The sequence below is a fragment of the bacterium genome, from assembly GCA_040755755.1.
In the GTDB taxonomy this organism is placed as follows: domain Bacteria; phylum SZUA-182; class SZUA-182; order DTGQ01; family DTGQ01; genus DTGQ01.
The window spans coordinates 147,244-171,266 of sequence record JBFLZW010000001.1; the positions used below are offsets into that span (position 1 = coordinate 147,244).

General features: G+C 51.4%; 20 protein-coding genes. 6 read left to right on the forward strand and 14 right to left on the reverse strand.

The annotated features are described in order from the left end of the window. Positions 1-9: 9 nt before the first annotated feature. On the forward strand, positions 10-1,176 hold the full coding sequence (locus AB1611_00695; protein ID MEW6378102.1) for a hypothetical protein: 1,167 nt from the start codon (positions 10-12) through the stop codon (positions 1,174-1,176). Position 1,177: 1 nt separating this feature from the next. On the opposite strand, the gene AB1611_00700 is transcribed toward AB1611_00695, so the two are convergent. The 3 genes from AB1611_00700 to AB1611_00710 all read right to left on the reverse strand — a co-directional run bounded on the left by AB1611_00700 (position 1,178) and on the right by AB1611_00710 (position 4,812). Continuing rightward, positions 1,178-1,939: a NapC/NirT family cytochrome c gene (locus tag AB1611_00700; GenBank protein MEW6378103.1), complete on the reverse strand. Its 762-nt coding sequence runs from the start codon at positions 1,937-1,939 to the stop codon at positions 1,178-1,180. 735 nt (positions 1,940-2,674) lie between these two features. Then, positions 2,675-3,886: a tetratricopeptide repeat protein gene (locus AB1611_00705; GenBank protein MEW6378104.1), complete on the reverse strand. Its 1,212-nt coding sequence runs from the start codon at positions 3,884-3,886 to the stop codon at positions 2,675-2,677. Between the two features lie 8 nt (positions 3,887-3,894). After that, on the reverse strand, positions 3,895-4,812 hold the full coding sequence (locus AB1611_00710; GenBank protein MEW6378105.1) for a hypothetical protein: 918 nt from the start codon (positions 4,810-4,812) through the stop codon (positions 3,895-3,897). Between the two features lie 442 nt (positions 4,813-5,254). Here AB1611_00710 and AB1611_00715 point away from each other — a divergent pair, with 442 nt between their 5' ends. The 3 genes from AB1611_00715 (at position 5,255) to AB1611_00725 (ending at position 10,954) form a co-directional block, all read left to right on the forward strand. After that, complete coding sequence (locus tag AB1611_00715) at positions 5,255-8,335, forward strand: PEP/pyruvate-binding domain-containing protein (GenBank protein MEW6378106.1); 3,081 nt, start codon at positions 5,255-5,257, stop codon at positions 8,333-8,335. 92 nt (positions 8,336-8,427) lie between these two features. Next, a complete protein-coding gene (locus AB1611_00720; protein MEW6378107.1) occupies positions 8,428-9,636 on the forward strand; it encodes a dual specificity protein phosphatase in 1,209 nt (402 codons plus the stop codon). 103 nt (positions 9,637-9,739) lie between these two features. Next, positions 9,740-10,954, forward strand: a complete 1,215-nt coding sequence (locus AB1611_00725) for a radical SAM protein (GenBank protein MEW6378108.1) — start codon at positions 9,740-9,742, stop codon at positions 10,952-10,954. 86 nt (positions 10,955-11,040) lie between these two features. On the opposite strand, the gene AB1611_00730 is transcribed toward AB1611_00725, so the two are convergent. From AB1611_00730 to mqnB, 10 genes are all read right to left on the reverse strand, one after another. Beyond that, complete coding sequence (locus AB1611_00730; protein ID MEW6378109.1) at positions 11,041-11,784, reverse strand: Nif3-like dinuclear metal center hexameric protein; 744 nt, start codon at positions 11,782-11,784, stop codon at positions 11,041-11,043. A gap of 121 nt (positions 11,785-11,905) precedes the next feature. Further along, the gene (gene argJ / locus AB1611_00735; GenBank protein ID MEW6378110.1) at positions 11,906-13,150 is read right to left on the reverse strand and encodes a bifunctional glutamate N-acetyltransferase/amino-acid acetyltransferase ArgJ; all 1,245 of its coding nucleotides are present in this window, start codon (positions 13,148-13,150) and stop codon (positions 11,906-11,908) included. A gap of 94 nt (positions 13,151-13,244) precedes the next feature. Further along, positions 13,245-14,291: an N-acetyl-gamma-glutamyl-phosphate reductase gene (argC, locus tag AB1611_00740; protein ID MEW6378111.1), complete on the reverse strand. Its 1,047-nt coding sequence runs from the start codon at positions 14,289-14,291 to the stop codon at positions 13,245-13,247. A 23-nt stretch (positions 14,292-14,314) separates the two neighbouring features. Then, positions 14,315-14,707 carry a 30S ribosomal protein S9 gene (gene rpsI, locus AB1611_00745; protein MEW6378112.1) on the reverse strand — a complete coding sequence of 131 codons (393 nt, stop codon included), beginning with the start codon at positions 14,705-14,707 and terminating at the stop codon, positions 14,315-14,317. Positions 14,708-14,768: 61 nt separating this feature from the next. Next, positions 14,769-15,269: a hypothetical protein gene (locus tag AB1611_00750; protein MEW6378113.1), complete on the reverse strand. Its 501-nt coding sequence runs from the start codon at positions 15,267-15,269 to the stop codon at positions 14,769-14,771. Positions 15,270-15,317: 48 nt separating this feature from the next. Continuing rightward, the gene (locus AB1611_00755) at positions 15,318-15,905 is read right to left on the reverse strand and encodes a methyl-accepting chemotaxis protein (GenBank protein MEW6378114.1); all 588 of its coding nucleotides are present in this window, start codon (positions 15,903-15,905) and stop codon (positions 15,318-15,320) included. Positions 15,906-15,954: 49 nt separating this feature from the next. Further along, positions 15,955-16,386 (reverse strand): 50S ribosomal protein L13, encoded by a 432-nt coding sequence (gene rplM, locus AB1611_00760; GenBank protein ID MEW6378115.1) that lies wholly within the window; start codon positions 16,384-16,386, stop codon positions 15,955-15,957. Positions 16,387-16,648: 262 nt separating this feature from the next. Next, positions 16,649-17,092, reverse strand: coding sequence for a PPC domain-containing DNA-binding protein (locus AB1611_00765; GenBank protein MEW6378116.1), 444 nt, complete (start codon positions 17,090-17,092; stop codon positions 16,649-16,651). A gap of 176 nt (positions 17,093-17,268) precedes the next feature. Beyond that, the gene (locus tag AB1611_00770; GenBank protein ID MEW6378117.1) at positions 17,269-18,108 is read right to left on the reverse strand and encodes a 1,4-dihydroxy-6-naphthoate synthase; all 840 of its coding nucleotides are present in this window, start codon (positions 18,106-18,108) and stop codon (positions 17,269-17,271) included. Continuing rightward, complete coding sequence (gene mqnB, locus AB1611_00775; protein ID MEW6378118.1) at positions 18,101-18,823, reverse strand: futalosine hydrolase; 723 nt, start codon at positions 18,821-18,823, stop codon at positions 18,101-18,103. Before mqnB ends, AB1611_00770 begins: the two co-directional genes overlap by 8 nt. Before the next feature lie 204 nt (positions 18,824-19,027). On the opposite strand from mqnB, the gene AB1611_00780 reads away from it, so the two are divergent. Then, the gene (locus AB1611_00780) at positions 19,028-21,700 is read left to right on the forward strand and encodes a hypothetical protein (protein MEW6378119.1); all 2,673 of its coding nucleotides are present in this window, start codon (positions 19,028-19,030) and stop codon (positions 21,698-21,700) included. Positions 21,701-21,721: 21 nt separating this feature from the next. Here the strand turns inward: AB1611_00780 and AB1611_00785 are convergent, their stop codons facing one another. Beyond that, positions 21,722-22,600: a decaprenyl-phosphate phosphoribosyltransferase gene (locus AB1611_00785; protein ID MEW6378120.1), complete on the reverse strand. Its 879-nt coding sequence runs from the start codon at positions 22,598-22,600 to the stop codon at positions 21,722-21,724. Between the two features lie 340 nt (positions 22,601-22,940). Here AB1611_00785 and AB1611_00790 point away from each other — a divergent pair, with 340 nt between their 5' ends. Continuing rightward, complete coding sequence (locus tag AB1611_00790; GenBank protein MEW6378121.1) at positions 22,941-23,693, forward strand: NapC/NirT family cytochrome c; 753 nt, start codon at positions 22,941-22,943, stop codon at positions 23,691-23,693. The last annotated feature ends 330 nt before the right edge of the window (positions 23,694-24,023 follow it).

Below are 24,023 nucleotides of genomic sequence, written 5' to 3' on the forward strand. Positions count from 1 at the left end.
CAGTGCAGGATGATGGAGTTGCTGAACATAGATAACCTCAAAATGCTTCTGAAAGAGCATCAGAAGCCGTGTATCTCGATTTTCATGCCAACCCACCGCAGGGGCAAGGATGTTGAACAGGACCCCATTCGGTTTAAAAACCTCCTCCACGGGACTGCAAAGTCGGCAATGGATCAGGGCTTTCGCTCTTCTGAGGTAAAAGAGCTTATATATCCGGCAGAGAGACTCTTGGACGATACCAACTTCTGGCGGCATCAAAATGAGGGACTGGCGGTTTTTATCGCCCCGCAGGAGTTCTCCTGTTTCCGTCTTCCTGTTCAATTTGAGGAATTGGCCGTTGTATCTCATCGCTTCCATATCAAACCGCTCATTCCTCTGGTCAGCGTAAACGGGCATTTCTTTATTTTAGCCATCGGCCAAAAGTATCCCCGGCTGTTCCACGGCTCGCATTACAGCCTGAGTGAAGTCGAGATCAAAGAGGTCATTCCCCAGAGCCTGGAGGAAGCCCTGAAATTCGATGAGCCGGAAAAACAAACGCAATTTCATACCCGAACGCCCGAAGTAAAAGGAGGAAGACGCGCGGCAGTATTTCATGGCCAGGGAGTTGATACCGACGAGGTCAGACACAAGAAGGACATTCTCCGGTATTTTCAGATGATTGACCGAGGCCTTCATGCGATGATCGCCGGAGAGCACTCACCATTAGTCATTGCGGGAGTAGAGTATCTGCTTCCAATCTACCGGGAGGCAAACACCTATCCCCACCTCATTGAGGAGGGCATCCCTGCAAACCCCGAAGATATGAGCGAGGATGAGCTGCACGACCGTGCCTGGAAGGCTGTTGAGCCTGAGTTCCAAAAATCACAGATGGAAGCGTCTTCACTCTACCGGCAGCTTGCCGGCTCTGGACGCACTTCTCATGATCTTCAGGAGATTATCGAAGCATCATATCATGACCGGATTGATATCCTCTTTGTCACCTCGGGGCTGCAGAAATGGGGCACCTTTGATCCACAGTCAATCAAGGTGATCATCCACCGGGAAAGGCAACCCGGCGATGAAGACCTTTTGGACCTTGCAGCCGTGCAAACCCTTCTGCACCGGGGAGATGTCTATATCCTGCAGCCAGAGCAAATGCCAGACCATTATCCCCTGGCCGCTGTTTTCCGCTTTTAGGTTATGAGTTTTTTCCCCTCCGGATAATACTCAGGTTGCCGTAACCCTTACCCTCATGGCATTGCTCACAGGTACTTTCCGAAGACCGGCAAAACCCTTCGTGGCATTCAATGCAGGCAACCTCTGGATGGAGATCGAGTAAGGAGACTTCCTTCCCCTCGAACCGGATGCCCAGATGAGCCGGGTGACACGAAGTACACTTCGCGGCATTGATATCCTGATTAGTATGGCATGTTCCAAAGCAATCTTTTTTCATGTCCGGCAGATGGGTAGCCTCTCCATGAGCAATTCTGCGATGGCAGGGCATGCATTGGTTCCTTGTGCCAACTTTTTGCATCAGCTTAATATGCTTCAGGTGATTCAAATTGACCGTTTTATCAGGACGAATAGCTCTATCCATATCTTCAAGTTGATGGCAGCCATCCCGGATGCATACTATCGGCTGAGCAGCCTCGAAATGATAGTTGCCGGTGATATGATAAACCAGAGAGAGAAGACCGGTGACTTTGGCCTTGAAAAGCCCCACCAGCCCTGGTTGAGAATGGCATTTCATACAATTGTGCATTTTGGGATTGGCAGCATTATACGGGCCGTGTTTTGAAAATTTCCAATTATTACCAAGCTCCTTCATCTCATGACAACTGATGCAAAACCATGAGCTGAAGGTAATCTCGATTCCCCCAAGAGTTATTATTCCAAATAACGCCAGTCCGGCTGCAACTATGACCAGCTTCTTTGCCAAGCTCCTGACTCTTTTATTCATACAACTGCCTTCCCTCTCTCACTCTCACTCTCCCACCCTTTTCTCTCTTCTTCTTTACTCCACAGAAATCCGGTGAGCACCTATCCTGAAAGTCCCAGGCTGGACATCCGTGCTCCATCCCCCAGCTAACCCTCTTCCCCAGGGGAGATGGAGTGAACGGTTACGCACCTTCAGCATTGGAGTCAAAGGCCGGGGGTCTTTCGAAGTCTTTCGGATAGGCACCTGGTGCCTGATAATCCTGGTCGATCAAATGACCGGCCGATATGCACACCATAACAATTACGACCGCGGGAGTTGCCACAATAGAGGTTGCTCACCGGGTTTTGAACGTGCATCCTTGGGTACAGCATGGTTGTAAAGATGACGGCAAGCGGACACCGTGTCAGCATGTCATCTGATCAGAGAAAAGGAAATCCATCCCCTGATTCAGAGAACAGGATATATTCTCATCGGTATTATTTGGTAAGCAAGGAAAATGCCGGACTGGTTTATTAGTGGTCAGAGGAGAGAAGAGAGTGGTCAGTGGCCAGTGGTCAGTGATCGGTGGAACGAGGAATTGGCCTTGCATAATGGCTGAAACACCACAGGAAAAGTGGAACTTCATCTCGTCCCGGAGGCAGAGAATGAGTGACGGTATGATAATATACAGGTTTCCTCTGTATAATTTTCATGACATTACCGGCAATTCGGACATAGATGGTATGACTGGAAACAGTATCCCCTGGCCACTGACCACTATTCATAGAGTTGATTAAACAGGTTATTGGCCAGATCCCTGTTCAGGTCCTTGAGTATCCTGTACTCATCGAGAGCGGAACTGTTATCTCCCAGTATCATATAGGTTACGCCCAGGTTATAGTGCGCTTCGGCATACTTTGGATCAAGACGGACTGCCTGCCTGAAGGCTTCCAGTGAATCCCTGTGGCGTCCGAGGACGGCATAGGCAGAGCCCAACAGGTAATGAGTTTCTGCACGGTCGGGTTGCAGCCGGATTGCCTGCTTAAAGATTTTCAATGCCTCCCGGTCACGTTTGAGCCTGAAATAGGCCGTGCCAAGATTACAGTGTGCCTCGGCATAGTCAGGTTTCAGGCGGATCGCCTGTTTAAAGGCTTCGATGGCCTCCTGGTGACGGGCAAGCACGGCATATTCCGCACCCAGGGCGCGATGCGCTTCAACATAATCGGGTTTTAAGCGGATCACCTGTCTGAAGACTCTGATTGCCTCGCTGTGAAGGCCAAGTGCAGCGTAGGAGGTACCCAGAGAATAGTATGCTTCGACATAGTCGGGCCTGAGCCGGATTGCCTGTTTAAAGGCTTCCACCGCATCCCGGTGACGCTTCAGCACGGCATAGGTCGAACCCAGAGAATAATATACCTCAACATAGTCGGGCTTCAGGCGAATCACTTGTTTCAGAGCCTTGGCTGCCTCCTCATGGCGTCCGAGTTTCATATTACAATAAACGATTCTGAAGTAGGCATCGATGAACTCCGCATCTATCTCAACAGCCCTGGTGAAATCAGCGATAGCCCGCTCATACTTTTCCCTCCTGAGATATGCACCCCCCCGGCTGTAATACGCCCTGGGATTCTCGGGGTTAAGCTCTATGGCCCTGGTAAAATCAGCGATAGCCCGCTCACTCTCGCCCTGGCCTTCATATGCATTGCCCCGCTGGTAGTAGGCATCGGCGTACTGTGAGCTTGCCTCTATGGCCTTGGTTAAATCGGAGATTGCCTGCCTGTATGCACCCTTTTTCCGTAAGGCGACTCCCTGCCGATAATAAACCTCGGCCCTCTCCTGCTTTTTCGTAACCATGAATGACCATGCAGCAAGGATAATCGATAGGGAAACAACAATTATCAATGAGATCAGTACTTTTGCTTTCAGCTTATTATCCTCCGGCAATAAGTATTCCTGAAAGGGATGAGCGTCATTTGCCTGATAGAACATTATCATAATCAATATGCGTAGCCAAGAGCCAGCATATGCTGCACATCTGCGATCGTTTCCCAGTACATGCAGCCATAGTCTACCTTCCATCCTGCAAATTTCCAACCAAATCCGGCTGTATCTGCCCTCAGTTTGCTGTCGAATACATGGTACCTGCCAAGCCGTATTACCAGGCTGTCCAAAGCGCGGGCTTCCATACCGAGTCGAACGTCTCTATCTCCCCGCGAATTATTCAGGGCATCATAAACATCAGCGGCAAGAACGATGTTTTTTACCGGTCTCCAGGCGATTCCCGGCCGCAGGTTAAAAATATATATCTCTCCTTTCATTATCTCAGGGTAGTACATCCTGGGCTCGTTCAAGTTCTGGGCCAGAACACCAAGACTGATACCTGAACCGACTTTCCAGAGAAGGCCAAGGTCAAGCAGGTATGTGTCATCGGAACAGGTAAAAGGAACACCGCTCTTGACATCGGTCCCCTGGTAATCCGTCTTGATAGTATTGATATTCAATCCAAGGGATAGAGCTTTTCCGAGAGATACCCCGCATCCACAGTTTACATATCTATCTTCTTCCTTGTTTATCACGTATCTCTTATACCTGGGATTGCTCCATTCATTCTTTTTATCATGGTTGCAGGTCAAGCCAACTCCCAGGGTGCAAATACCCAGGGAAAGTGCACCGGCGGCAAAATCATCGTAATTGACGATGTCTCGTCTGCTGAGCCAGCGGCTATAGGTTAAATCAAAATGTTTAACCCCGGTCAGACCGGCAGGGTTCCAGTAGATGCCGTGAACGTCGTCCGAAACAGCGGAAAAGGCACCGCCCATGGACAATGGTCTTGTACCCCAGCAGGCAATGGAGTCAGATGCAACACCAAGAATCAGGGCAAGAAAAACCACCCACCCCCACCTCGCTCGATTCATTCACTTCCCTCGTTGATTTTGGATCCCCGCCCCTATAGAATATTTATCGACCTTAAGTATATCGTTATACATCGAAGATGACAATCTTATTTTTGGTAAAGCCTGCTCAACTATTCGAATAAAAATTTTACCACATTTCCCCTCCTCGTATTGTTTCGTGCTCCGGGGAAAGGTTTTCATTTGTATTGATCCGACAGGCCAGATTTAGTACTATAAGCAGAGTATCTGAGCCGACCTGTATACCTGAGACCGTAATCATTCAACCAAGGAGAACCAGATCGTTACTGCCCAGGATAAGGAAAGAGAGCTTGCAGCCGCAACCGGGCCGGTTCTGCTCTCAGGGAACGAGAATGACATCTTCTGGCAGCTTTCGCTGGAGCAGCCGGAGCCGGAGCGACAGTATCTGACCCTGACCATAACCGCCCATCGCCCTGATCAGCCCATGCTTCATTGGGGTGTAACTTATGAAAAATGGTCGGAGTGGATCGCTCCGCCACCGATCATTCGACCGCCGGGAACCGGAGACAGCCGGGATGGGCTGGCAGTGCAGACTCCCATGATTGACGAGGGCAATAACCGTTTTTCGGTAACTATAACCATTCCAACAGGCCTGAATATCAGGCAGGTTTTCTTTGTGCTCTATTTTCCCCGGAGTCATCAGTGGGATAACAACCTTCAGCAGGATTATGCCATTCCCCTGCCCTCGGATCCGGACATTCTGTCGCTGCTGGTGCGGCAGAAGGAAAACACCCCGGTTCGGTCACTGGCAGGATTGATCCTTGGCCGGGAGAACAGAAAATCCTGGGAAATGGGGATGCGGCTCGAATTCATCGGGCAGCTTCTGGATGAGTTTGAGCCCGCCGAATCCATGCTCAGCCTGCTGGAGATTTATTTACAGTATGCGGCTCAAGGTCATCTTCCCTGGCGACGGCACTATGATCGCCAGACGTATATACTGGCCCCGAAGATTCTGGGACTGGCGATAAAAATATCCGGCATGGTTTCCTCATATCCCCGGTTTTTGCACTTTTTCCGGCGAATGCTGGGAAATCTCCCCTCTTCGGGCCGCAATTTGCAGGATATCGGGCTGGCCATCCGGCTCAAGATTCTGGAGTGCAAGGACCATCAGAACCGGCTCATCTATGACCGGTTCGTATCCGAGTTCCACCAGAAGCTGCACAATGCCAGCGGCCCTGAAGATGTGGCTGTCTGCCGGGCTTATCTGGCCTTTCTGGACTCGCACGGGGATATCGACCGCTTCGGCGAAAGCCTTTGGCAGGCGGGGCTGGCCAAAAAGGAAAACCGGGATGGGCAGGAAGTAATCATCCCCCTGCTGGATATTTACGGAGATTATCGCTCCATTCAGCATCTTCCGACCTATGAGCCCGGGAAAGCCCAACCTACCCGGAAGGTCTTTCAGGAGCTTCTCACCCTTCTGGAGAATTTTTTCGGGGGTATGGAAGTGGAGGAAGCGATCGCCCTGGTCCAGCTCCGGGCTGATTCGGCCCTCCGGCAAGGGTTGCTGGACTTTCTGGCCCATAAAGAAAAACCGAAGGAGCAGGGGACCGGACCTGACATCATTCGGCATCTGTCACACCTTCGGCATCAGCTTCACGCAAAAGTACTGTGCACCTCCACTGCCGAGGAAATCCGCGACCTTCTGCACCTTGATCTGGTTCTGGATAATTACGCCAGAGCCCTGGCCGGTTCATTACTGAATGACCTGGTATTCCGGAGCAACGATCAACCTGCCGAATCGCTGTCTGTCTGCCTTGAGCTTTTCCCGGCCATCCTCCTGCACCTTTTCCCCGGCGGCCTGCTGGATCCTGAAATCCTCCTGATCCAGCAGCAGGTGCACCAGTGGGGGAAGAGGGGCGACTGCCGGGGCAATGAATGTGACCATGAGTATGATGAAGACTGGTGTTTACAGGGAAAGGCTATTTTTGACCGCCTCAGCCGGGTTGTTCAGGCACAGGTCAGCAGGCAGGTGGCGCTCTACCAGCCGAAGGCGGAATTACTCGGCCGTTTGCTCGAAATCAGGCCGCAGGTCTGGCAGACTTTCAGCGAGGAGAACCTGCGCAATGACTGGCTGTTTTACCTCTCCCGGCTGGTCACTCTCATCAGGCAGGTTCTGCGGCGGATAGCGGGATGGAGCCCGACCGAAGTACTGGTGCCCGGCCGTGTCCGGGGGATAGTAACCAGATTGCCTGATCTTTCATCCATCCCCTCATCCTCATCCTTCCCTCTGATTCTGCTGGTAAACCACCTGCGGGGAGATGAGGATATACCGGGGAGCGTGGCTGCTCTTATCAGCCGGGTGCCGCGGGACCGGATGAGCCACTTTGGCATCCGCGCCCGGGAGCAGGGCGTGGTCTGGATTTATTGTGAGGAGGAATCTGGCTACCGGCAGCTCGAAGCCTATGAGGGGAGGTGGATTGAACTTGCAGCCGACGAGGACCATTTCCACACCGCTCCCATCGAACCCTCATCAGCCATGCACCAACCTGCCACAAGAGCCGCACGGCCAGGATTTTCCGTTCCCCCGGTGCGCCTGGCCGAATCATTCACCCTGCTGACCCCCGACCGGTATGAGCTTTCGACCGTCGGCCCCAAAGCCTGTCAACTGCGTCTGCTTACGGAGCGCCTCTCCGGCCAGGTGCAGGTGCCGGATTCCCTAGCCGTGCCCTTTGGCGTGTTCGACCTGGTGTTACGGAGTAACCCAAAAGGATGCAGCCAGTACCGGCACATCACTGCTGCCCTGGCTGCGGAATCGGGGGGCGGGGTATCCGGCCTGCTGGAAACCGTGCGCGGCCTGATTGAATCGCTCGATATCGATGAGGCTTACAGTGCGGAATTGAAAAGGACTGTCCGGGAAAGATTCGGCCGGGAAGTGCCGCTGATTGTCCGTTCAAGCTCCAATGCCGAGGACCTTGAAGGGTACAGCGGGGCTGGCCTGTATGAGTCCTATCCCGGCGTGGGCTGTGAGGAATTGCCCCGGTACCTGAAAAAGGTATGGGCTTCCCAATGGACACAGCGGGCAGTGAGTAACCGTGCCCGCTCAGGGGTCCTTCCTGAAGATGTTCACCTGGCTGTGTTGATCCAGGAGTTGATTCCGGCCGATTATGCCTTTGTGACTCACACCCGCTATCCCTTGACCGGAAGGCAGCAGGGTCAGGTATATATCGAGGTGGTCCAGGGGCTGGGAGAATCGCTGGTCGGAGGATCCGAAGGGCAGGGATACCGCTTTCTGTATGACCGGACCTCACAGGAAGTGAAACGGGCAGGTTTTGCCAACAAGGGACATCGCTGGGTGATCGGGCAGGACGGCCTTCCTGCCAGGATCTTGGCTGACTACTCGAACGATTTCCTGTCCCTGGAAAAGAAGAATTGGGAAACCCTGATTGGCCACATTGGCCGCATCTCGGTCATGATCGAAGCAGCCTGGGGAAATCAGCCCCAGGATATCGAAGGAGTTATCAGGGGCAGAGAGGTTTTTATCGTTCAGACCAGGCCGCAGGTTTGACCTGCACGGGCCTGATCTTTTGCTTGAACAATAGGGAATATTACTGCACTGAACCTGAGTAATCACTAACGAACGATGGAGATTAACAGGCCATGACTGATCAATTTGTCCTGATCAAAGAGATTCATCCACCCCTGGGGTCCTCACGCACGCTGTATATGCTGGAGCCTTTTGGCGTGATTGTTAAGGTTGCATCCCGCTCTTCACCCCAGAACCTGACCGCGGAAATCTGGACCAATGTCATCGATAAGCTCAGCCCCGACGGAGTGTGGCATGGAGTTCCCATGTACCTTAATTCCCGGCATTCAGCGGGGATTCTGGAGTTTCACGGCTCTTTCATGCCCACCGACCAGGGCCGGTTCGAGTACACGGTCCGGATCGGCCTCAAACGAAGCGGGCAGTATTACCCTTCTCAATGGCAGTGGGCCGGAGCGTATGGGCAGAACGGATCGTTGACTGTCCTTCCCCCTTCACCGGAAATGCAGTGGACCCAGGGGCCGCAGGCTGAGGAGATTGCTCCCGGAGTATTTGTCGGAAATCTCATTGCTGCCTCCAAAGCCCCTGAGCTTGGCTTTCAGGCTGTATTGAATATGGCTGAAGAACTGAATATCGGCTTTCCTTCCGGCGGGGTTGAATATAAAAAGATCGCCCTGGCTGATGGGGCCCATAATCCGATCCCTCCGGAGAAAATCCTGGATGCCGTATCCTGGATTCAGCAGCAGGTTAAAAAAGGGCATAAGGTTTGCGTTAATTGCCGGGCCGGAATCGGCAGGTCAGGGTCGATCGGGATCGCCTATCTGTATGCTTCCAATCCTGCCTGGCCATACTCCAGGGCATTGCAGGCTGCCTGGGATAAAAAGCCGAATATCTATCCCCATAAAAATCTGCAGGAAACTCTTGAAGCTCTCTTTCCCAGAAAGCCGAAAGAGCATACCCTGTCCAGCCATGAAAACCCTTCGGGTTTATCGTCCTCCGGCCAGATTCAATGGGTGAAATATGTTGATTTTCAGCCAGGCCAGCATATCGAAATCTCCCGCTATCAGCCCCTGATCATCCGGATCAGAATCAAAGCTGCTGATGCCGATCATCAGGCCCTGGTGACTCTTCGAACCAACCTCAATCAGGACCCCTTTGAAGAAGTGGAGCTGTATAATAGCCGGGGCGACGGAATTTACGAAGGACAAATTCAGGCCAAAAGGGGTGGTGAATACTGGCTTACCGCCTCAGCCTCTTTGCATGAGAAGCTCCCGGATAATGAACGCTCATGGGCTGGAGACAATCTGATCATCCGGGTGAGATAAGGCTTAAAAAAAGTAGCTGAAAAGTACCTTCTGATACGATCTACCTAAGTATAAGGTCACTCATTCTAAGAACCCATCTTTTTTGTATCGGGAGGGAAAGGCTTTGAGGGTCGATAACGAAGAGAAGGCACTCAGAAAGTTAAAAAACCGCATTAAACTTTGTTCCCGGGGTATTACCCTGCCAACTGGATCAAAACCCGTGCTTCACCTGCAATCGAAACAGGGAGGGGCAGGGCCGCAGGGAGTGGCTTCCTATGTTGGCGAAACTCCGGGAGATCACACCAGTCAGATAAGCCTGCTGATTTTTCCCGAAGAGCATTATCTGGCCCGGTATGCCCTGCCCACGCACTGGCACGAAACAGGTTTAAACGGCAGGGGAGAGAAAGAGGGAAAAATCCTCCAGGCAGGGCCGGACATCTTCCTGGAAAAGGTGCCGAGCAACTGGAGAGGATCATTACCGGATGGCCGCAGAGCAAATATGCTTTCAAAGGCGCGGTTTCATCCCTATCGGACCTTCTCCATTTGTCTGTACCGGGATTGCAGGCATCTTGAAAATGACGAGGGATGCAAGTATTGCACCGCCAATTTGCTGATCAATAAACTTAACCTGCATGAACGGTTGTCGGATCAGGAAAACCTGGATTACCTCAAGCTGGCTATTACCAATAATCCTATTCGCTCGGTAACCCTGACCAGCGGTACTTTTGAATCTCCGGAAAAGACTGCCAGGGAGCTGATATCTCAAGCCAGGCTGATCAAGGAGAAAACCGGCATGTCGATCCATGTTCAAATCGAACCGATTTTCGATCGGACCCTTATGAAAGAGTTGAGCGAAGCCTGTGATTCAATCGGCCTGTTCCTGGAATTCTTCGATGAGCGGGTTCGCCGTGAAATCTGCCCCGGCAAAGCCAGAGCATTCTCTCAGGAAGATTACCTGAGGAGCTGGGAACTTGCCGCCTCCTGCTTTGGCTGGGGAAAAGTATTCACCACCAACATTCTCGGTTTCAATGAGGATTACGAGGTTATCCTCCAGGGAATTGAACGCGCGGCTAAGGTCGGCGTAATGACCTCTCTTCTCTGGCTCCGGGTCGGCAGCCCGCAGTTAGGTGAATTTATTCCATCCTATCTTGAAAAAGATGAAAAATTGCTCTTGCAGCTCCATATGGATGCAGGGAAAATCCTGGTGGAAAACTCGGTGGACAGCATTGCCGGAGAAAATTCCGGCTGCCTGGGCTGTCATGGATGCAGTGCGAGCAGCGAGGCTATTTCCTGGGCACGAATAGCCTCCAAGAAGAGCGAGGCGGTAAAAGTTGGCTGATAAATTTTGGGGAGCTCCGAATGGTGGTTGATGGGCACGTGCAGAGGGGCTCATCAACCACTTCAATCTTCTCTTGATGAAACCGGTTAGACGGGTGCAGGGATATCGACGTAAGCGACCTCGATCTGAAACCTTTCCTGAAGGAATTCGGACAGGGCCTTGATCCCCAGGGTTTCGGTGTGATAATGCCCGGCTACGAAGACGTTGAATCCGGCCTCTTCGATCTTTCGAACCAGAGATTCTTTCATATCTCCGCAGATAAAAAGGTCCGCTCCGGCCTGTTGAGCTTCCTCCCACAGGTAGGAGCTTCCGCCGCTGATAATGGCTATTCTTTTGACCTCAGGAAGGCCGAATTCGAAGGTCATGACTTCCCGGCCATACATGTCCTGAACCTCACCCGCCAGGGCATCCAGTTTTGCGGGAGCAGGCAGATCCCCGATAAATCCCACATCCAGGGCCTCAATGTTTTGCATCCGGAGCTTTCGACAGACCAGGATATTATTTCCGATCTCCGGATGGGCATCCAGCGGCAAATGGTAGCCGGCCAGATTGATGTCCTGGGAGAGCAGCAGGGACAGCCGCTCCCGCAGGCCACCGCACAAGCGGGGCGGATCGGGGATATCCCCCTTGAACAGGCCATGATGAACCAGAATAAGCTCCGCTTTCCGGAGAATAGCCTCCTGAATCAACCGCTGGCTGAAGGTGACTCCTGAAACAATCTTGTTCACTGTCCGGCTGCCCTGCACCTGAAGGCCATTATGGCAGTAATCCTCAAACCGGTCCACCTCCAGGTAATCATCAAGAAAGAATAGCAATTCATCCCGATCCAATGGAGAATCCTCCTGTCTGGTTTTTCAAAGGCCTAAATACAAAAGAAACCACAGAGACACAGAGGCACAGAGAAAAGCGCCAGAGTGAAAATCTCTGAGGCCTGATCGCACATGTTTCTTATCAGCTATAGCCCATATTAATGGTTACATACTCAGTCGAGAGGTCGCAGGTGTAAATTTTCGCTTCTTCCCGGCCAAGGTCAAGGTCAATGGTAATCTGGAGCTCTTTCGCTTCCATGATGGTATTGGCTTCGGCATCTTTGCCTGTGCCAAGACCCTTTGAGACGACCTGAACGGGGCCGTAGAAAACGTCAATCTTATCAGGCTCGATTGGTATTCCCGCATAACCGACCGCAGCCAGTATCCGGCCCCACATGCACCGGCCTGCGCTGAAGGATGTTTTCACCAGAGGGGATTCAGCAACCGCGAAGGCAATCTGTCTGGCTTCTTCGCGGTCACGTGCCCTGCGGACCGTAATTTCTACAAATTTCCTGGCACCTTCCCCGTCCCGGACAATCATCTTGGCCAGTTTCAGGGTGACATGGTTCATGGCATCCTGGAACCTGGCAAAGTCAGGGTCATTTTCTTCAGCCAGACAGGTATTGTGCGCCAGTCCATTGGCCAGAATGATCACCATGTCGTTGGTGCTGGTATCCCCGTCGATGGTGATGGCATGGAAGGACTGGTCAACAGCCTGCCGGAGCGCCTTATTCAGCAGTTTGGGTTCGATAGCGGCATCGGTGCAGAGGAAGGAAAGCATGGTAGCCATATTCGGCTTGATCATGCCCGCTCCCTTGGCGATACCGGCCAGGTAGACCTTCCTGCCTGACAGGTCCATCTCGACAGCCACGGATTTAAGAAAAGTATCGGTGGTCATAATCGCTTCAGCCGCTTCCTGACTGTCTGCCGAGTTGGAGAGCTTTGCGGAAGCGGCCAGGATTCCGTCGCGGATTTTATCCATGGGTAATCGCTGGCCGATCATTCCCGTTGAGGCAACGATGACCTTGTCACTGGATATGTGCAGGGCATCGGCGGTGATATCGGCCATTTTTTCGGCATCTTCCAGCCCCGCCGCCCCGGTGCAGGCATTAGCGTTGCCGCTGTTAACGACAATCGCCTGGGCCAGTGAATTCTGAAGGTGGGATTCGGAAACAATGACCGGTGCGGCCCGGAAGGGGTTGATGGTAAATACTCCGGCAGCGGTGCAGACCGTCTCCGAATAGATTATGGCCAGATCTTTCTTATTCTTTTTAATCCCGCAGTTGACTCCGGCGGTCAGTATTCCTCTTACCAGAGAAAGCCCTCCGCCCGAAGGCACTTCCCTCACCGAAACCAAGCTTTCACTGACTTCAGCAGAGTAGTCCATCTATTCTCTCCATCTGTATTTTTTCTCTCCATCTGTATTTTTCTCCGGTCCTCTGTGTCTTGAGTGGTGTCCTTTGCTTTTTCTTTTTGTCTCTTTAAGGATACGGAACAAATGCCCCCAGCCCGGCTCTCTCATCCAGGCCGAGCATGATGTTCAGGTTCTGGACCGCCTGCCCGGCTGCTCCTTTCAGCAGGTTATCGAGAACCGAGATGACAACCAGCGTCCTGGTCCGCTGATCAAGAACCAGTCCAAGACGGCAGTAATTCGAGAGGTAGACATCCTTCAGGCAGGGTATACTGCCCGCAGGATTAACCAGGACAAAGGGCTCATCCTGGTAAAACCGGCAGTAGATTTCCCGGATTTCATCGAGGGATGGATGATCCGGCTGTAATGGCACATAGATATTGCTGAGTATTCCCCGGCGGACAGGTACCAGTTGAGGGGTAAACAGGACCGAAACGGCGGAATGGGCAAACAGGCCAAGTTCCTGTTCGATTTCAGGAACATGCCGATGCTTTCCGATATTATACGGTTTGACGTTCTGATCACATTCGGTAAACAGATAAGTCGCTTCAAGCTTTCTGCCTGCTCCGGAGATACCCGATTTGGAGTCGGCGATAATCGGCATTTGGTCATTGAGCAGTCCTGCTTGCAGGCAGGGGACCAGGCCAAGAATGATACTGGTGGCATAACAGCCGGGATTGGCAACCAGCGAGGAGGCACGGATCTTCTGACGATGGATTTCCGGCAGGCCATAGACCGCCTGGGCTGCCAGAGATTCATCGGCATGACTTTTCCCATAAACCCGCTCATAGGTCGCAAGGTCCTGGAACCGGTAGTCCGCGCTCAGATCGATGACCATCTTGCCCTCGCCCCGCAGCACGGGTGTCAGCGAGAGAGAGATGCCGTTCGGGAGGGCCAGAAAAAAGATATCCGCCGCAGGAAGAGCTGACCTGATATCCAGGGCCTGATATTCCAGGCTCAGGGAGGGATGCAGAAAAGGAAAGCAATCCCGGACTCTCTTTCCTGCCAGCCGTTCGGAAGTTACATACGTCAGCTCAAGGTCAGGGTGAGCGAGAACGAGGCGGATCAATTCAAGACCCGTATATCCGCTGCCTCCGATAACTGCAACTCTGGTCAGGTCAGGCTTCACTGTCACAACTGTTATCTCTTGGAGAACTGATACCGGGCCCGTGCACCCCGCTGGCCGTACTTCTTTCTTTCCTTGGCCCTGGGGTCCCGCGTAATAAGACCGGCCCTTTTCAGCTTCTGGCGAAGATCCGGGTTGATCTGGAGAAGGGCTTTCGATATGCCGTGCCGCACGGCTCCTGCCTGTCCGTAAATCCCCCCTCCGGCAACATTGATGGAAATGTCGTATTTATTGATGTACTCGGTTATATTCAGCGGCTGCAAAACCGTGGCTTTCATCCGTTCGGTAGGAAAATATTCCTCAAATGGCCGCTCGTTGATGAGAATCTTGCCATTTCCCGGACGCAGGAATACTCTCGCTACCGAGGTTTTGCGTTTGCCCGTCCCGTAATACTGTACCAGTGCCATAGTGTTTTTCTCCTTTCTTCCCTTACCGGTTTTCGGCGTTGGTAATTACTCAGGTAATTCCCTATTGTTTATCATGGCAGGCAATGCATAATGCACTGCGGATGTTTGTCCGCCGTAAAAAATATGATCTATATTGATTCGTACCAGCAACCCTGGTTTCCCTCGCCACCATAGGTATGGACGAGGTCCAGTTTCCATGAGGGTTGTGGCAGGTTACACAGGTTATCCTCATATTTTCATCGAGATGCAGGTCTTCCGGAATTTTCATATCCTTGCCGGGTTCCACATCGACCGAATGGGTACGCCCCAGTTTTTCCACGGAATGGCATTTAGTACCGTTGATCCCCTCATCCCCTCTCATGCAGGAGGCCGTGACTCCCTGCTTCAGGCGGACATCGAGGTAACTGACCACCGTGTTGGGATCATTGGCATGACATTCCCTGCAGAAGGTATGATTCTCATCGTTTGACCATGTATGCGGGTTCCTCTCATCCACGGCAAAAGATTTTGCGTACACCAGGAATGCACAGGAGAACAGCAGCGATAAGAATATAACTCTCATCTTTTGTTTCACGGCCACGTATCAGAATTACCGATTAATATGCTTCATTTACAGCTTAAAATGCTCCAAAGCCTGCTGCAAGCTTGAAGATATGTGTGATAACCGGGTTATAATGCCCGTCAGTTCTTCGGAGGATACTGTTTTCTTCTGACTCAAAACCTTCATCTCATCGAGCAGTACCGGCAGCTCTTCCGACTCCTTGCGGACGTCGAGTAATTTTTCCCGCAACTCCAGAGTCATCCTGCTCAGGGCATCCGCCAGACCCTTGGCCTGGTCGGATTGCCGCAGCCTGGTGACAATGGTCAAATCTCCCTGGGCAATTCGCTCGGTGTTTTTTTCAAAACGGTAGAGGGGTCCGGCAATCCTGTGGGAGATGAAAACAGTCAAAGCTACCGTCGCCATCCCAATGATAACTATGGCTATGACATTGCCGATCAGGACATTCGGGAGAATAAGCTCTCCTGTTGTTTTCAGCTTCGAGTGGGCCTCTCCGTATGAATTTCCCAAATCCACCGAAGTCTTTTGGTAAAGCAACCCCCCTGATATGATACTGCCCAGGATAACCAAAAAGAGAAAGAGTATAATAAATTTCGTTTGAAAAACCTGTTGAATAAGATACTTTTTTCTCCGTATCATACCCTCTTCCCTGGACATTACTCTTCCTTCCTGGTTTTTTGGGATTGGATCACGAAAGCTTTAAGACTTGTGGCTCTTGAGCTTGGTGGGGATGATCCGGTCCCGTGTATACCTTCAGTTTCCGGTAAACCTGTCTCCCCAGCCGGTTTTTGGGCAGCATGCCTTTAACCGCTTTTCTGATAATCTCTTCGGGCTTTTCCTTCATCATCTTGTGGGCTGGCGTCGCTTTGATCGCTCCCGGATAGCCGGAGTGACGGTAATAGATCTTTTGCTGAATCTTTCTGCCAGTCATCAGGACCTTGTCCGCGTTGACGATAATAACGAAATCACCAGTGTCAACGTGAGGGGTAAAATCTGGTTTCGCTTTCCCCCGCAGGATGACGGCGACTTTTGTGGCCAGCCGGCCCAGGACCTCACCCTTGGCATCCAAAACGTACCAACATCTTTTCTGATCTTCCTCTTTGGCCATAAATGTTTTCATTTTCTACCTCTTGCCTGACTTTCTGTTCCTCTGTAAGTTAGCGGGTGCAGAGTGGTTTAATTACTCGAGAACAAGATAATATAATACCAACGATATTAAATTAGCAGCATAAATACTCATTATATAAGCAATTATCTGCATATGTCAAGTAAAACTCTCTTACTGGGGATATTTTCGATTGGAAATCCATGCTACTATAGCATACCGGAGTAGTTTAATCAATTATCGACATCAGTACATGAATGCTCCCCCCTTTTCCTTATTATGGTACGAGCAGTCCAAAACCAGTCTCAGCATCAAGAATACGCACTCCGGTGGATTCTACCAATTCGAAGAGAATAACTTCCATAATGTGCCATACCTTTACACCTTTGCGAACACATCCGCTGATTGTGGATGTACCCCTGCCACAGGCAATGTGCATGTGTAATACCGGATTGCCCCGCTCATCCGGAAAAAGTGTTCCCGTACCTGCTATTTCGTGAACGTTGTCAAGAACATGTTCCATAGGCTGAACAGGTCTTACCCGTCCCTGTTCCGGTCCGACCACAAGCCTGCTGCCGGTGTCAGCTCCTCCGATTATGATGAGAGAGGCGCATGAAATGGACTGCTCACGGGCAAACTGTTCAATCTTCTCGTGAACAATGTCCCCATCTTCCAATCGTATGACAAATATGCGCCCCTGTTTTGCTGGTGAATATTTCATGGTAAGCCTCCTCAATAAAAGTTTCCAAAAACAGCAGGTTTAATGAGTTATTCACAATAATTGTGGATAAGCTGTAGGTAAGTCTGGGATTGATCTCCGTAAGTAGCCGAAAGATAATTGGAAATAGCATTTCGATCCCGGAGGGGAAACGTGCTTTGCCGGTGATTTTTGCACTACTACCGGAAAAGATCAAAGGATGATGGGGGGACAATTCCTCTGGCTTCGGCTTTGGCCAGGAGCAGGCGTATGGCATCTTCTCCATCCTGGCCGATATCCAGGGTATACTCGTTGACATAAAGATCAATATGGCTGAAGATAACAGAATCCTCCATCTCCTGAGCATGGTGTCGGATGTAGTCTTTCGCCTCTTCCGGATGAGCCCGGGCATAGCGGACACTCTGACGGATTGCATCTTCGATCGTTCGGGCAGTTTCCCGGCCCAGAGCCCGCCGCACCATGATGCCCCCAAGGGGCAGCGGGCAGCCGCCGCTCTCTTTTTCCCAGAAATCGCCAAGGTCAAGGATTTTCCGGAGCCCGAAGCTCTGGTAGGTAAAGCGGCTTTCGTGGATAATCAATCCTGCATCCGCTTCACCCCGTCGGACAGCCTGAAGTATTTGATTAAAGGGAAGAATAATGATATTTTGTGCTTTCGGCTCATACATCCGCAGCAGAAGAAAGGCAGTGGTGAATTCACCGGGCACGGCAATGCGCTGTCTGGTCAGGTCAACCGCCGGTGCATCTTCTCCCCGCTCCACCAGGAGCGGACCGCATCCCTTGCCCAGGGCGAAGCCGGAGCGCAGCAGGACATAGCGGTTTCGCACATGCCCGAAGGCGTGGCATGAAACCTTGCTGATATCCAGCTTCTCCTGAAAAGCCATCCGGTTCAGGGTCTCGACATCCTCCAGTCGTTCCCGCAGGGTGATCCCCTCCGGCAGGGGAACCTTTCCCTGGACCAGCGCAGAGAAAATAAAGGTGTCATTCGGGCAGGGAGAGTAGCCAAGCGAAAGATCAATCATGCGTTTTTTCCCACTGGGTGGCCAGATCCAGGGCAGCCTGCTGACTGATATGAGCGGCGGCGGACAGGTCCCACTCTTCCCGGTTTCTTTCCTTGACCAGGTTGCTGATTCCCCGGATTTCCAGGAATGGGACTTCATACAGGGTGCATAACTGGGCTACGGCCGCACCCTCCATATTTTCACAGATGCCGTGAAAGCGCTGCTCCATCTCTTCGGCCTTCTGCTGTGTGCCGCTGACTTCGGAAATGGTAATGAAGGGGCCGACCTTGGGATTGAACTTGTGCAGAATGGCCATCGCCCGGTTTAAAACAGCCTGATCTATCTCAAAGGAATTGTAATAAGCCCGGTCTCCCTTGCGAAGGAGAGGCAGATTCAGAAAATGGGTCGATCTCCACCCCTGCGGCGTGATCACCCCTTCTTCTCCAAAAATTTCCCTGTTGGCTATGGCCAGATCCCCGGGCTGCAAGCCCGACCCCCGATAAGCGCCGCCGCAGCCGATAAGGAGCAGAATCTTTGGATAGAACTTCTCCAGCAGCAGGGTGGTGCCATGAGCTGCATTGGTTTTTCCGATGCCAAGATGAAATATCAATACCTTAAACTCGTGAAGGCATCCCTGGAGGGCGGTAAACTTACCCAGGATAATATGACGGGGATGGGTCAACTGGCTGGATATCCAGGCAGTTTCAAAAGGCATGGCCGCGGTGAGTACAATCACAATTCAGACCTCCGCATACAAGCTGGGGATGAAACTCGGATAGGTTTTTGCTATCTTTATATACTATCCATTTCTTTTTTTCAAGGGGATATTCGTGGTATGCGATCCCGATCATCCAGATAACCTCGGTCATGTTGCCGATGTAAGAATATAAGCAGGGAATAAATCCCTGATAAGCAAACTCAGTGGAGAAGAGGAACTCTGATGCAAAAAGCGGGAGAAAAATTACCCTGCCGAAACACCATTACGAATGCCGTAACCATCATCGGTATTTCTTTTCTGTTGGTGCTCTCTCCATCTCTTGCATCCCTGGCCGCGGCTGAAGAGACAGCACCCCGTCTTGAGTCCATCACTCCATCCCTGGTCTATGCAGGCGGGGTGACACCGATTACCATCCTGGGAGAGAACTTCTCTCCGCAGGCGGTGGTCAGTATCTATGGCGAGGGTCTGGTATTATCCGGCAAATGTGATACCCCGGACTTTGCCCGCGAGGTGACAATTGCCGGAGAATATGCTTATGTCGCTGATGACAGCGGCGGGCTGAAAGTCATCCGCATCCAGGACCAAAGACACCTTATTCAGGCCGGAAGCTGTGATACTCCCGGCACAGCCTGCGGAGTCTGGACAGGCGGAAAGTACGTCTACCTGGCCGATGGTAATCACGGCCTGGAGGTGATAGATGTCAGTGCCCCTGAAAATCCCGTGATCTGCGCCAGTCTGCCCCTGCCCGGCTATTCCTGGAAGGTCACGGGAAGGGATAGCCTGGTTTATCTTGCCAATGATCAGGGGCTGGCCATTGTCGATGTTCATGACCCCCGAAATCCCGCTCTGAAGGCTGTCTGTGAGACGCCAGGGTCTGCCTGCGGAGTCTCTCTGTCTGGAAATTACGCCTATGTTGCGGACTGGTCAAAGGGAATCGCGATTATCCGCATATCCGATCCCAATTCCCCGCACCTGCTCCAAACCTTCGATACCAACGGCCTGGCCAAGGGAGTGTTCACCCTGGGTGAATATGCCTATGTGGCCGATGGTGCGGCAGGTTTGAAAGTGATTCATATCAACGATCCGCAGAATCCAGCCCTGACTGCAAGTCTGAACGTTCCGGGTGATGCCGAAGGAATCAGGGCTGTCGGAAGCCGCGTCTACCTTGCTGCTGCCGATGGAGGCCTTCAGATGATCGATATCCGGGATCCGCAAAAACCCGCCCTGATCGGCAGTTTTACTACAGCCGGTCTTGCCTGCGGTCTCTGGGTTGAAGATGATTATGTCTATATGGCCGATGGACCGGAGGGATTGCAGGTTATCAATACCCACCGGTTCCCCTCTCTGGGAGGATGCGACACCCCCGGCGATGTCCAGGGGCTCTGGGTGGATGAAAACCATGTCTATCTGGCCGGGGGGCAGAAAGGGCTTGAGGTTGTCGCCCTGGAAGATGCCCAGCAACCGGCCCTTATAGTCAATTATAACCTTCAGGGAATTGCCCGGAAAGTACAGGTGTCCGGCAGCTATGCCTATGTGGTCGATGCGCGGACAGGGGTCTATATCATCAACATTCAAAATCCCGACTACCCCCTGCCGGCAGGGAGCTACTACAGCCGTGGCACTGCCTATGGAGTCTTCCCGGATTTTCCCCTGGTCTATGTGGCTGACGGGTCCGACGGTGTGGCTGTTCTGAATGTCAGTAATCCGGTCAGCCCCCAGGTCCTGGGGAGATGCCGTACACCCGGAACAACAATGGATGTTTGGGTCTCCGGAAAGGTTGTCTATGCGGCGGATGGAGACCAGGGTCTGGTGATTATCAGGGCGGATTTGCCAACCGCACCCACACCCGCAGGATATTGCGATACACCAGGTACGGCCCAGGGGGTCTGGGTTGATGGCGATATCGCCTATGTAGCAGACGGGAACCAGGGGCTTGCCCTGATCAATGTGCAGGACAAGACCCGCCCTGCACTCATTGCCCGGGTGGATACCCCTGGTGAAGCCTGTGATGTAGCGGTGAGCGATGGTTTTGCTTATATCGCTGACGGCCCCGGTGATCTTGCCGTCGTCGATGTCCATGATCAGCATAAGCCGGTGCTGATCGGCCATGTGGAAGTTCCCGGCATAGTCAGGGAAGTCTGTCTGCACAACGGGAAAATTTACCTTGCCGCCGGAGAAGCCGGTCTGCAGATTTTATCCCAGTCATTCTGCTGGAGGCTGCAAGTCCAGCAGGTGAACAGCGAAGGGACACAAATTCAGGCACTTTTGCCATCCGGACTTCGTCGCGGAGACTATACCCTGCGGGTAACCAACCCTGACGGCCAGGCAGACTGGCAAACCGATATGATCGGCATCAGCGGGATGGTCTACATTCCCGCAGGCTTCAACATTCTGGTCTGTCCCGACGGCAGGGAGGGAATCCGCTATTCCGATGAGCTTCTGGCTTATCTGGAAGAGGGCTATGCCAAGTCAGTGCAGGCCTATGATCCGGTAAGCCAGAAATTTCTGACCACAGCCTGGGTGAATGGCGAAATTCAAGGCGAGGAATTTACCCTGAGTGAGTCACGAGGATGTCTGCTCTATATGAAGCGGGGAAGAATGGTCGATTTTTCCATCGACCAGATCGAGGTATTCTCGTTATCCCAGACAATGGACAGATTAACTCCCGGCCTGAACCTGCTTGGCATCCCGACGGGCATCTCCTCCGATGGCCTGACCTCCTATCAACTGCTGGCCACCTTTCTGAAAACCGGAGATGTTTCCAGCCTTCAGCGGTATAACCAGCAGTCCGGCAACTGGCTTGCTGCCTACCAGTTCATGGGCCGAAGCTGTGGGATTCCCTACTCCCTGCCAGGTGGCGAAGGCTGCCTGCTGTACCTTCCTGATCAGCTCTGAGCGTTCCTGTCCTCCGCAGAGCTAAAAGTATAAAATCAGAATCACAACCAGGCCATAGATCAGGACATTAATTAACAGGGGCTTATCCGTTACCAGAAGCTCTTCGGGCTTTCCGCCTGCTTGTTTCTGGTGGATTAAATAGAGGTACCGCAGGATCCCATATAAAACAAAGGGCACCGTATAAATCAACCGGGTGGTGTGAAACTTCTGCACGGTCTCGGGAGCCAAGGTATACAAGGCATAGGCAACCACTGTAGCCGAGGTTACTACGGCAATCATCTGATCCAAAAGATAGGGACTGTATTCCTGCAGGGTCTTGCGGTGACTGATGGCTTCGTCTTTTAAAAATACCAGCTCATGTCTCCTCTTGCTCAGGGCAAGGAAGAGAGAAAGCAGCATGGTACAGACTAAAAGCCATGAGGATATGGGAACGTGAATGACTTCAGCTCCGGCAATGACCCGAAGCACGAAACCGGAGGCTATGGAAAAAACGTCCAGGATAACTATTTGCTTTAATCTATACGAATAGGCTACCTGGAGCAGGAAATACGAGAGAGCAATGAAGAAAAACGGCCTGCCCAGGAACCAGGCAGAAACAGACCCTCCCAGGCCGATGGCCACTGTTCCCCAGATGGCCGTGGATTTTCCGAGATTCCCGGAGGCTATCGGCCTGCGGCACTTCAGGGGATGCTTCCGGTCCGATTCAATGTCGAGAAGATCGTTGAGAATGTAGACACATCCTGAAAAAACACAGAAAAGCAGAAAAGCAGCCATTACCCGGGCGAGCATATTCCATCGCACAATGTTATAGGAAAAGATTATTGCAGCAAAAATTACTATATTTTTGACCCATTGATGGGGACGCATGCTCAGGATGAAATATTTAAACTGATATCTCAAGATGTCTCCTCGGTTTTTGTTTTCTGCCGGATAGCGATGACACAGCGTATGAGCCGAATAGTAATAAGCCTTATCAGAATCAGTAAAATATTAATTTCATCATAAATGACTGAAGATATAAATATAAGTTAACCGCTTTATTTATAGGTAAACAAAAGTAAAAATTTTAACTTTACAAACATTGTTCTAATGAGCTATAATCTTAAGTGTTTTTTCCGTAAAAATCAATCAAAACAATTAACCAAAGGTTTTATCCATATCCCAGCATGGCCAAAAATAAAATCATACCGTAAATCTAACCGTTGTTCCAATAAGTGTTATAAAGAGGAGGGTAAAGGTTGTGGCTGAGAAGAAAAAGATGAGCATGGGTAAGAAACTGACCTTAGTCGCTGTTGGAGTTGTATTGTTCGGGGCAATTGCTTTCGCGGGAATCGAACTCACGTGTACTTCGTGGTTTTGTCTCAGTTGCCATGAAATGAAGGAGCTTGGTGCTGCGTGGAAATTATCCAAACACGGACCGGATAATCCTGAGATGCACAATTGCATGAAATGTCACTCACAACCGGGTCTTTTGGGACTTCTGAAGGCTAAAATCGCCGGCCTTTTCTCTCTTGTCTATCACATTACGGGAGATTACCACCTTGAGGCCACGCAGCCGGTAGTATGCGTTCGGTCGGAGTGCCACCACATTGAGGATCTCGACAGGGCTACCCGGCCAGACCAGACGGTTACTTTAAACCATGCCAAACATATCAAGGTGATGAAGAGTATCGGAACAAGATACCAGTGTATGCCCTGTCACCGTGATATTGCGCATGGTGAACAAAAATTTCTCCCGGATATGAAAACCAGTTGTTTCCTGTGCCATACGAACCAGGATATCGGTGCTTCGAATTGCGCCCTGTGCCATCCGAAACACCCTGTTGTCCGGCTGACGGACGACGAGACCCCCATTCTTGAATATCATCAGGATGTGAAATGCGTCGAATGTCATACGGAGGCCTGCAAGGCTACCAAAGCTACCTGCGATACTTGCCATGAGGGTGAAAACTATGGTGATCGGGTTGTCTACAAAGGAAAAGCCCTGAAATAATCTTTCCTGATTTTTGCGGCGTAAGGATTTTCCGGTTCTTTCGCCTGATAAGGCAAGATTCAAGGAAAAAATTCCATATGGCTGTCTAATGAAAAGTACGTTACCGGATCTTTAAAATCGAGAAAGGAGAATAAGAGATTTTTTAGAACTGTTAAATGACGGTTAGACGGTCCATATGTTCTTTATGAAAAAGGCAGAAAGTGATCTTTTTATTTTCTGCCTTTTTTGTTTTCCGCACAGGGTGTTTATTGACAGCCAATGCGGGTTTTTTCGTAATGGCCTGAAAGAAAAATATCCGATCTGTATCTCACCTGACTTGAGAGTCCCAAT

What these genes read in the sequence shown, in the direction of transcription:
- AB1611_00710 (MEW6378105.1), bottom strand. Translation starts at nt 4,812, where the DNA reads ATGAATCGAGCGAGGTGGGGGTGGGTGGTTTTTCTTGCCCTGATTCTT.
- AB1611_00770 (MEW6378117.1), bottom strand. Translation starts at nt 18,108, where the DNA reads ATGATTGATCTTTCGCTTGGCTACTCTCCCTGCCCGAATGACACCTTT.
- AB1611_00755 (MEW6378114.1), bottom strand. Translation starts at nt 15,905, where the DNA reads ATGATACGGAGAAAAAAGTATCTTATTCAACAGGTTTTTCAAACGAAA.
- AB1611_00715 (MEW6378106.1), top strand. Translation starts at nt 5,255, where the DNA reads ATGCTTCATTGGGGTGTAACTTATGAAAAATGGTCGGAGTGGATCGCT.
- AB1611_00780 (MEW6378119.1), top strand. Translation starts at nt 19,028, where the DNA reads ATGCAAAAAGCGGGAGAAAAATTACCCTGCCGAAACACCATTACGAAT.
- AB1611_00705 (MEW6378104.1), bottom strand. Translation starts at nt 3,886, where the DNA reads ATGTTCTATCAGGCAAATGACGCTCATCCCTTTCAGGAATACTTATTG.
- argJ (MEW6378110.1), bottom strand. Translation starts at nt 13,150, where the DNA reads ATGGACTACTCTGCTGAAGTCAGTGAAAGCTTGGTTTCGGTGAGGGAA.
- AB1611_00695 (MEW6378102.1), top strand. Translation starts at nt 10, where the DNA reads ATGATGGAGTTGCTGAACATAGATAACCTCAAAATGCTTCTGAAAGAG.
- AB1611_00720 (MEW6378107.1), top strand. Translation starts at nt 8,428, where the DNA reads ATGACTGATCAATTTGTCCTGATCAAAGAGATTCATCCACCCCTGGGG.
- AB1611_00700 (MEW6378103.1), bottom strand. Translation starts at nt 1,939, where the DNA reads ATGAATAAAAGAGTCAGGAGCTTGGCAAAGAAGCTGGTCATAGTTGCA.
- AB1611_00765 (MEW6378116.1), bottom strand. Translation starts at nt 17,092, where the DNA reads ATGAAATATTCACCAGCAAAACAGGGGCGCATATTTGTCATACGATTG.
- rplM (MEW6378115.1), bottom strand. Translation starts at nt 16,386, where the DNA reads ATGAAAACATTTATGGCCAAAGAGGAAGATCAGAAAAGATGTTGGTAC.
- AB1611_00750 (MEW6378113.1), bottom strand. Translation starts at nt 15,269, where the DNA reads ATGAGAGTTATATTCTTATCGCTGCTGTTCTCCTGTGCATTCCTGGTG.
- rpsI (MEW6378112.1), bottom strand. Translation starts at nt 14,707, where the DNA reads ATGGCACTGGTACAGTATTACGGGACGGGCAAACGCAAAACCTCGGTA.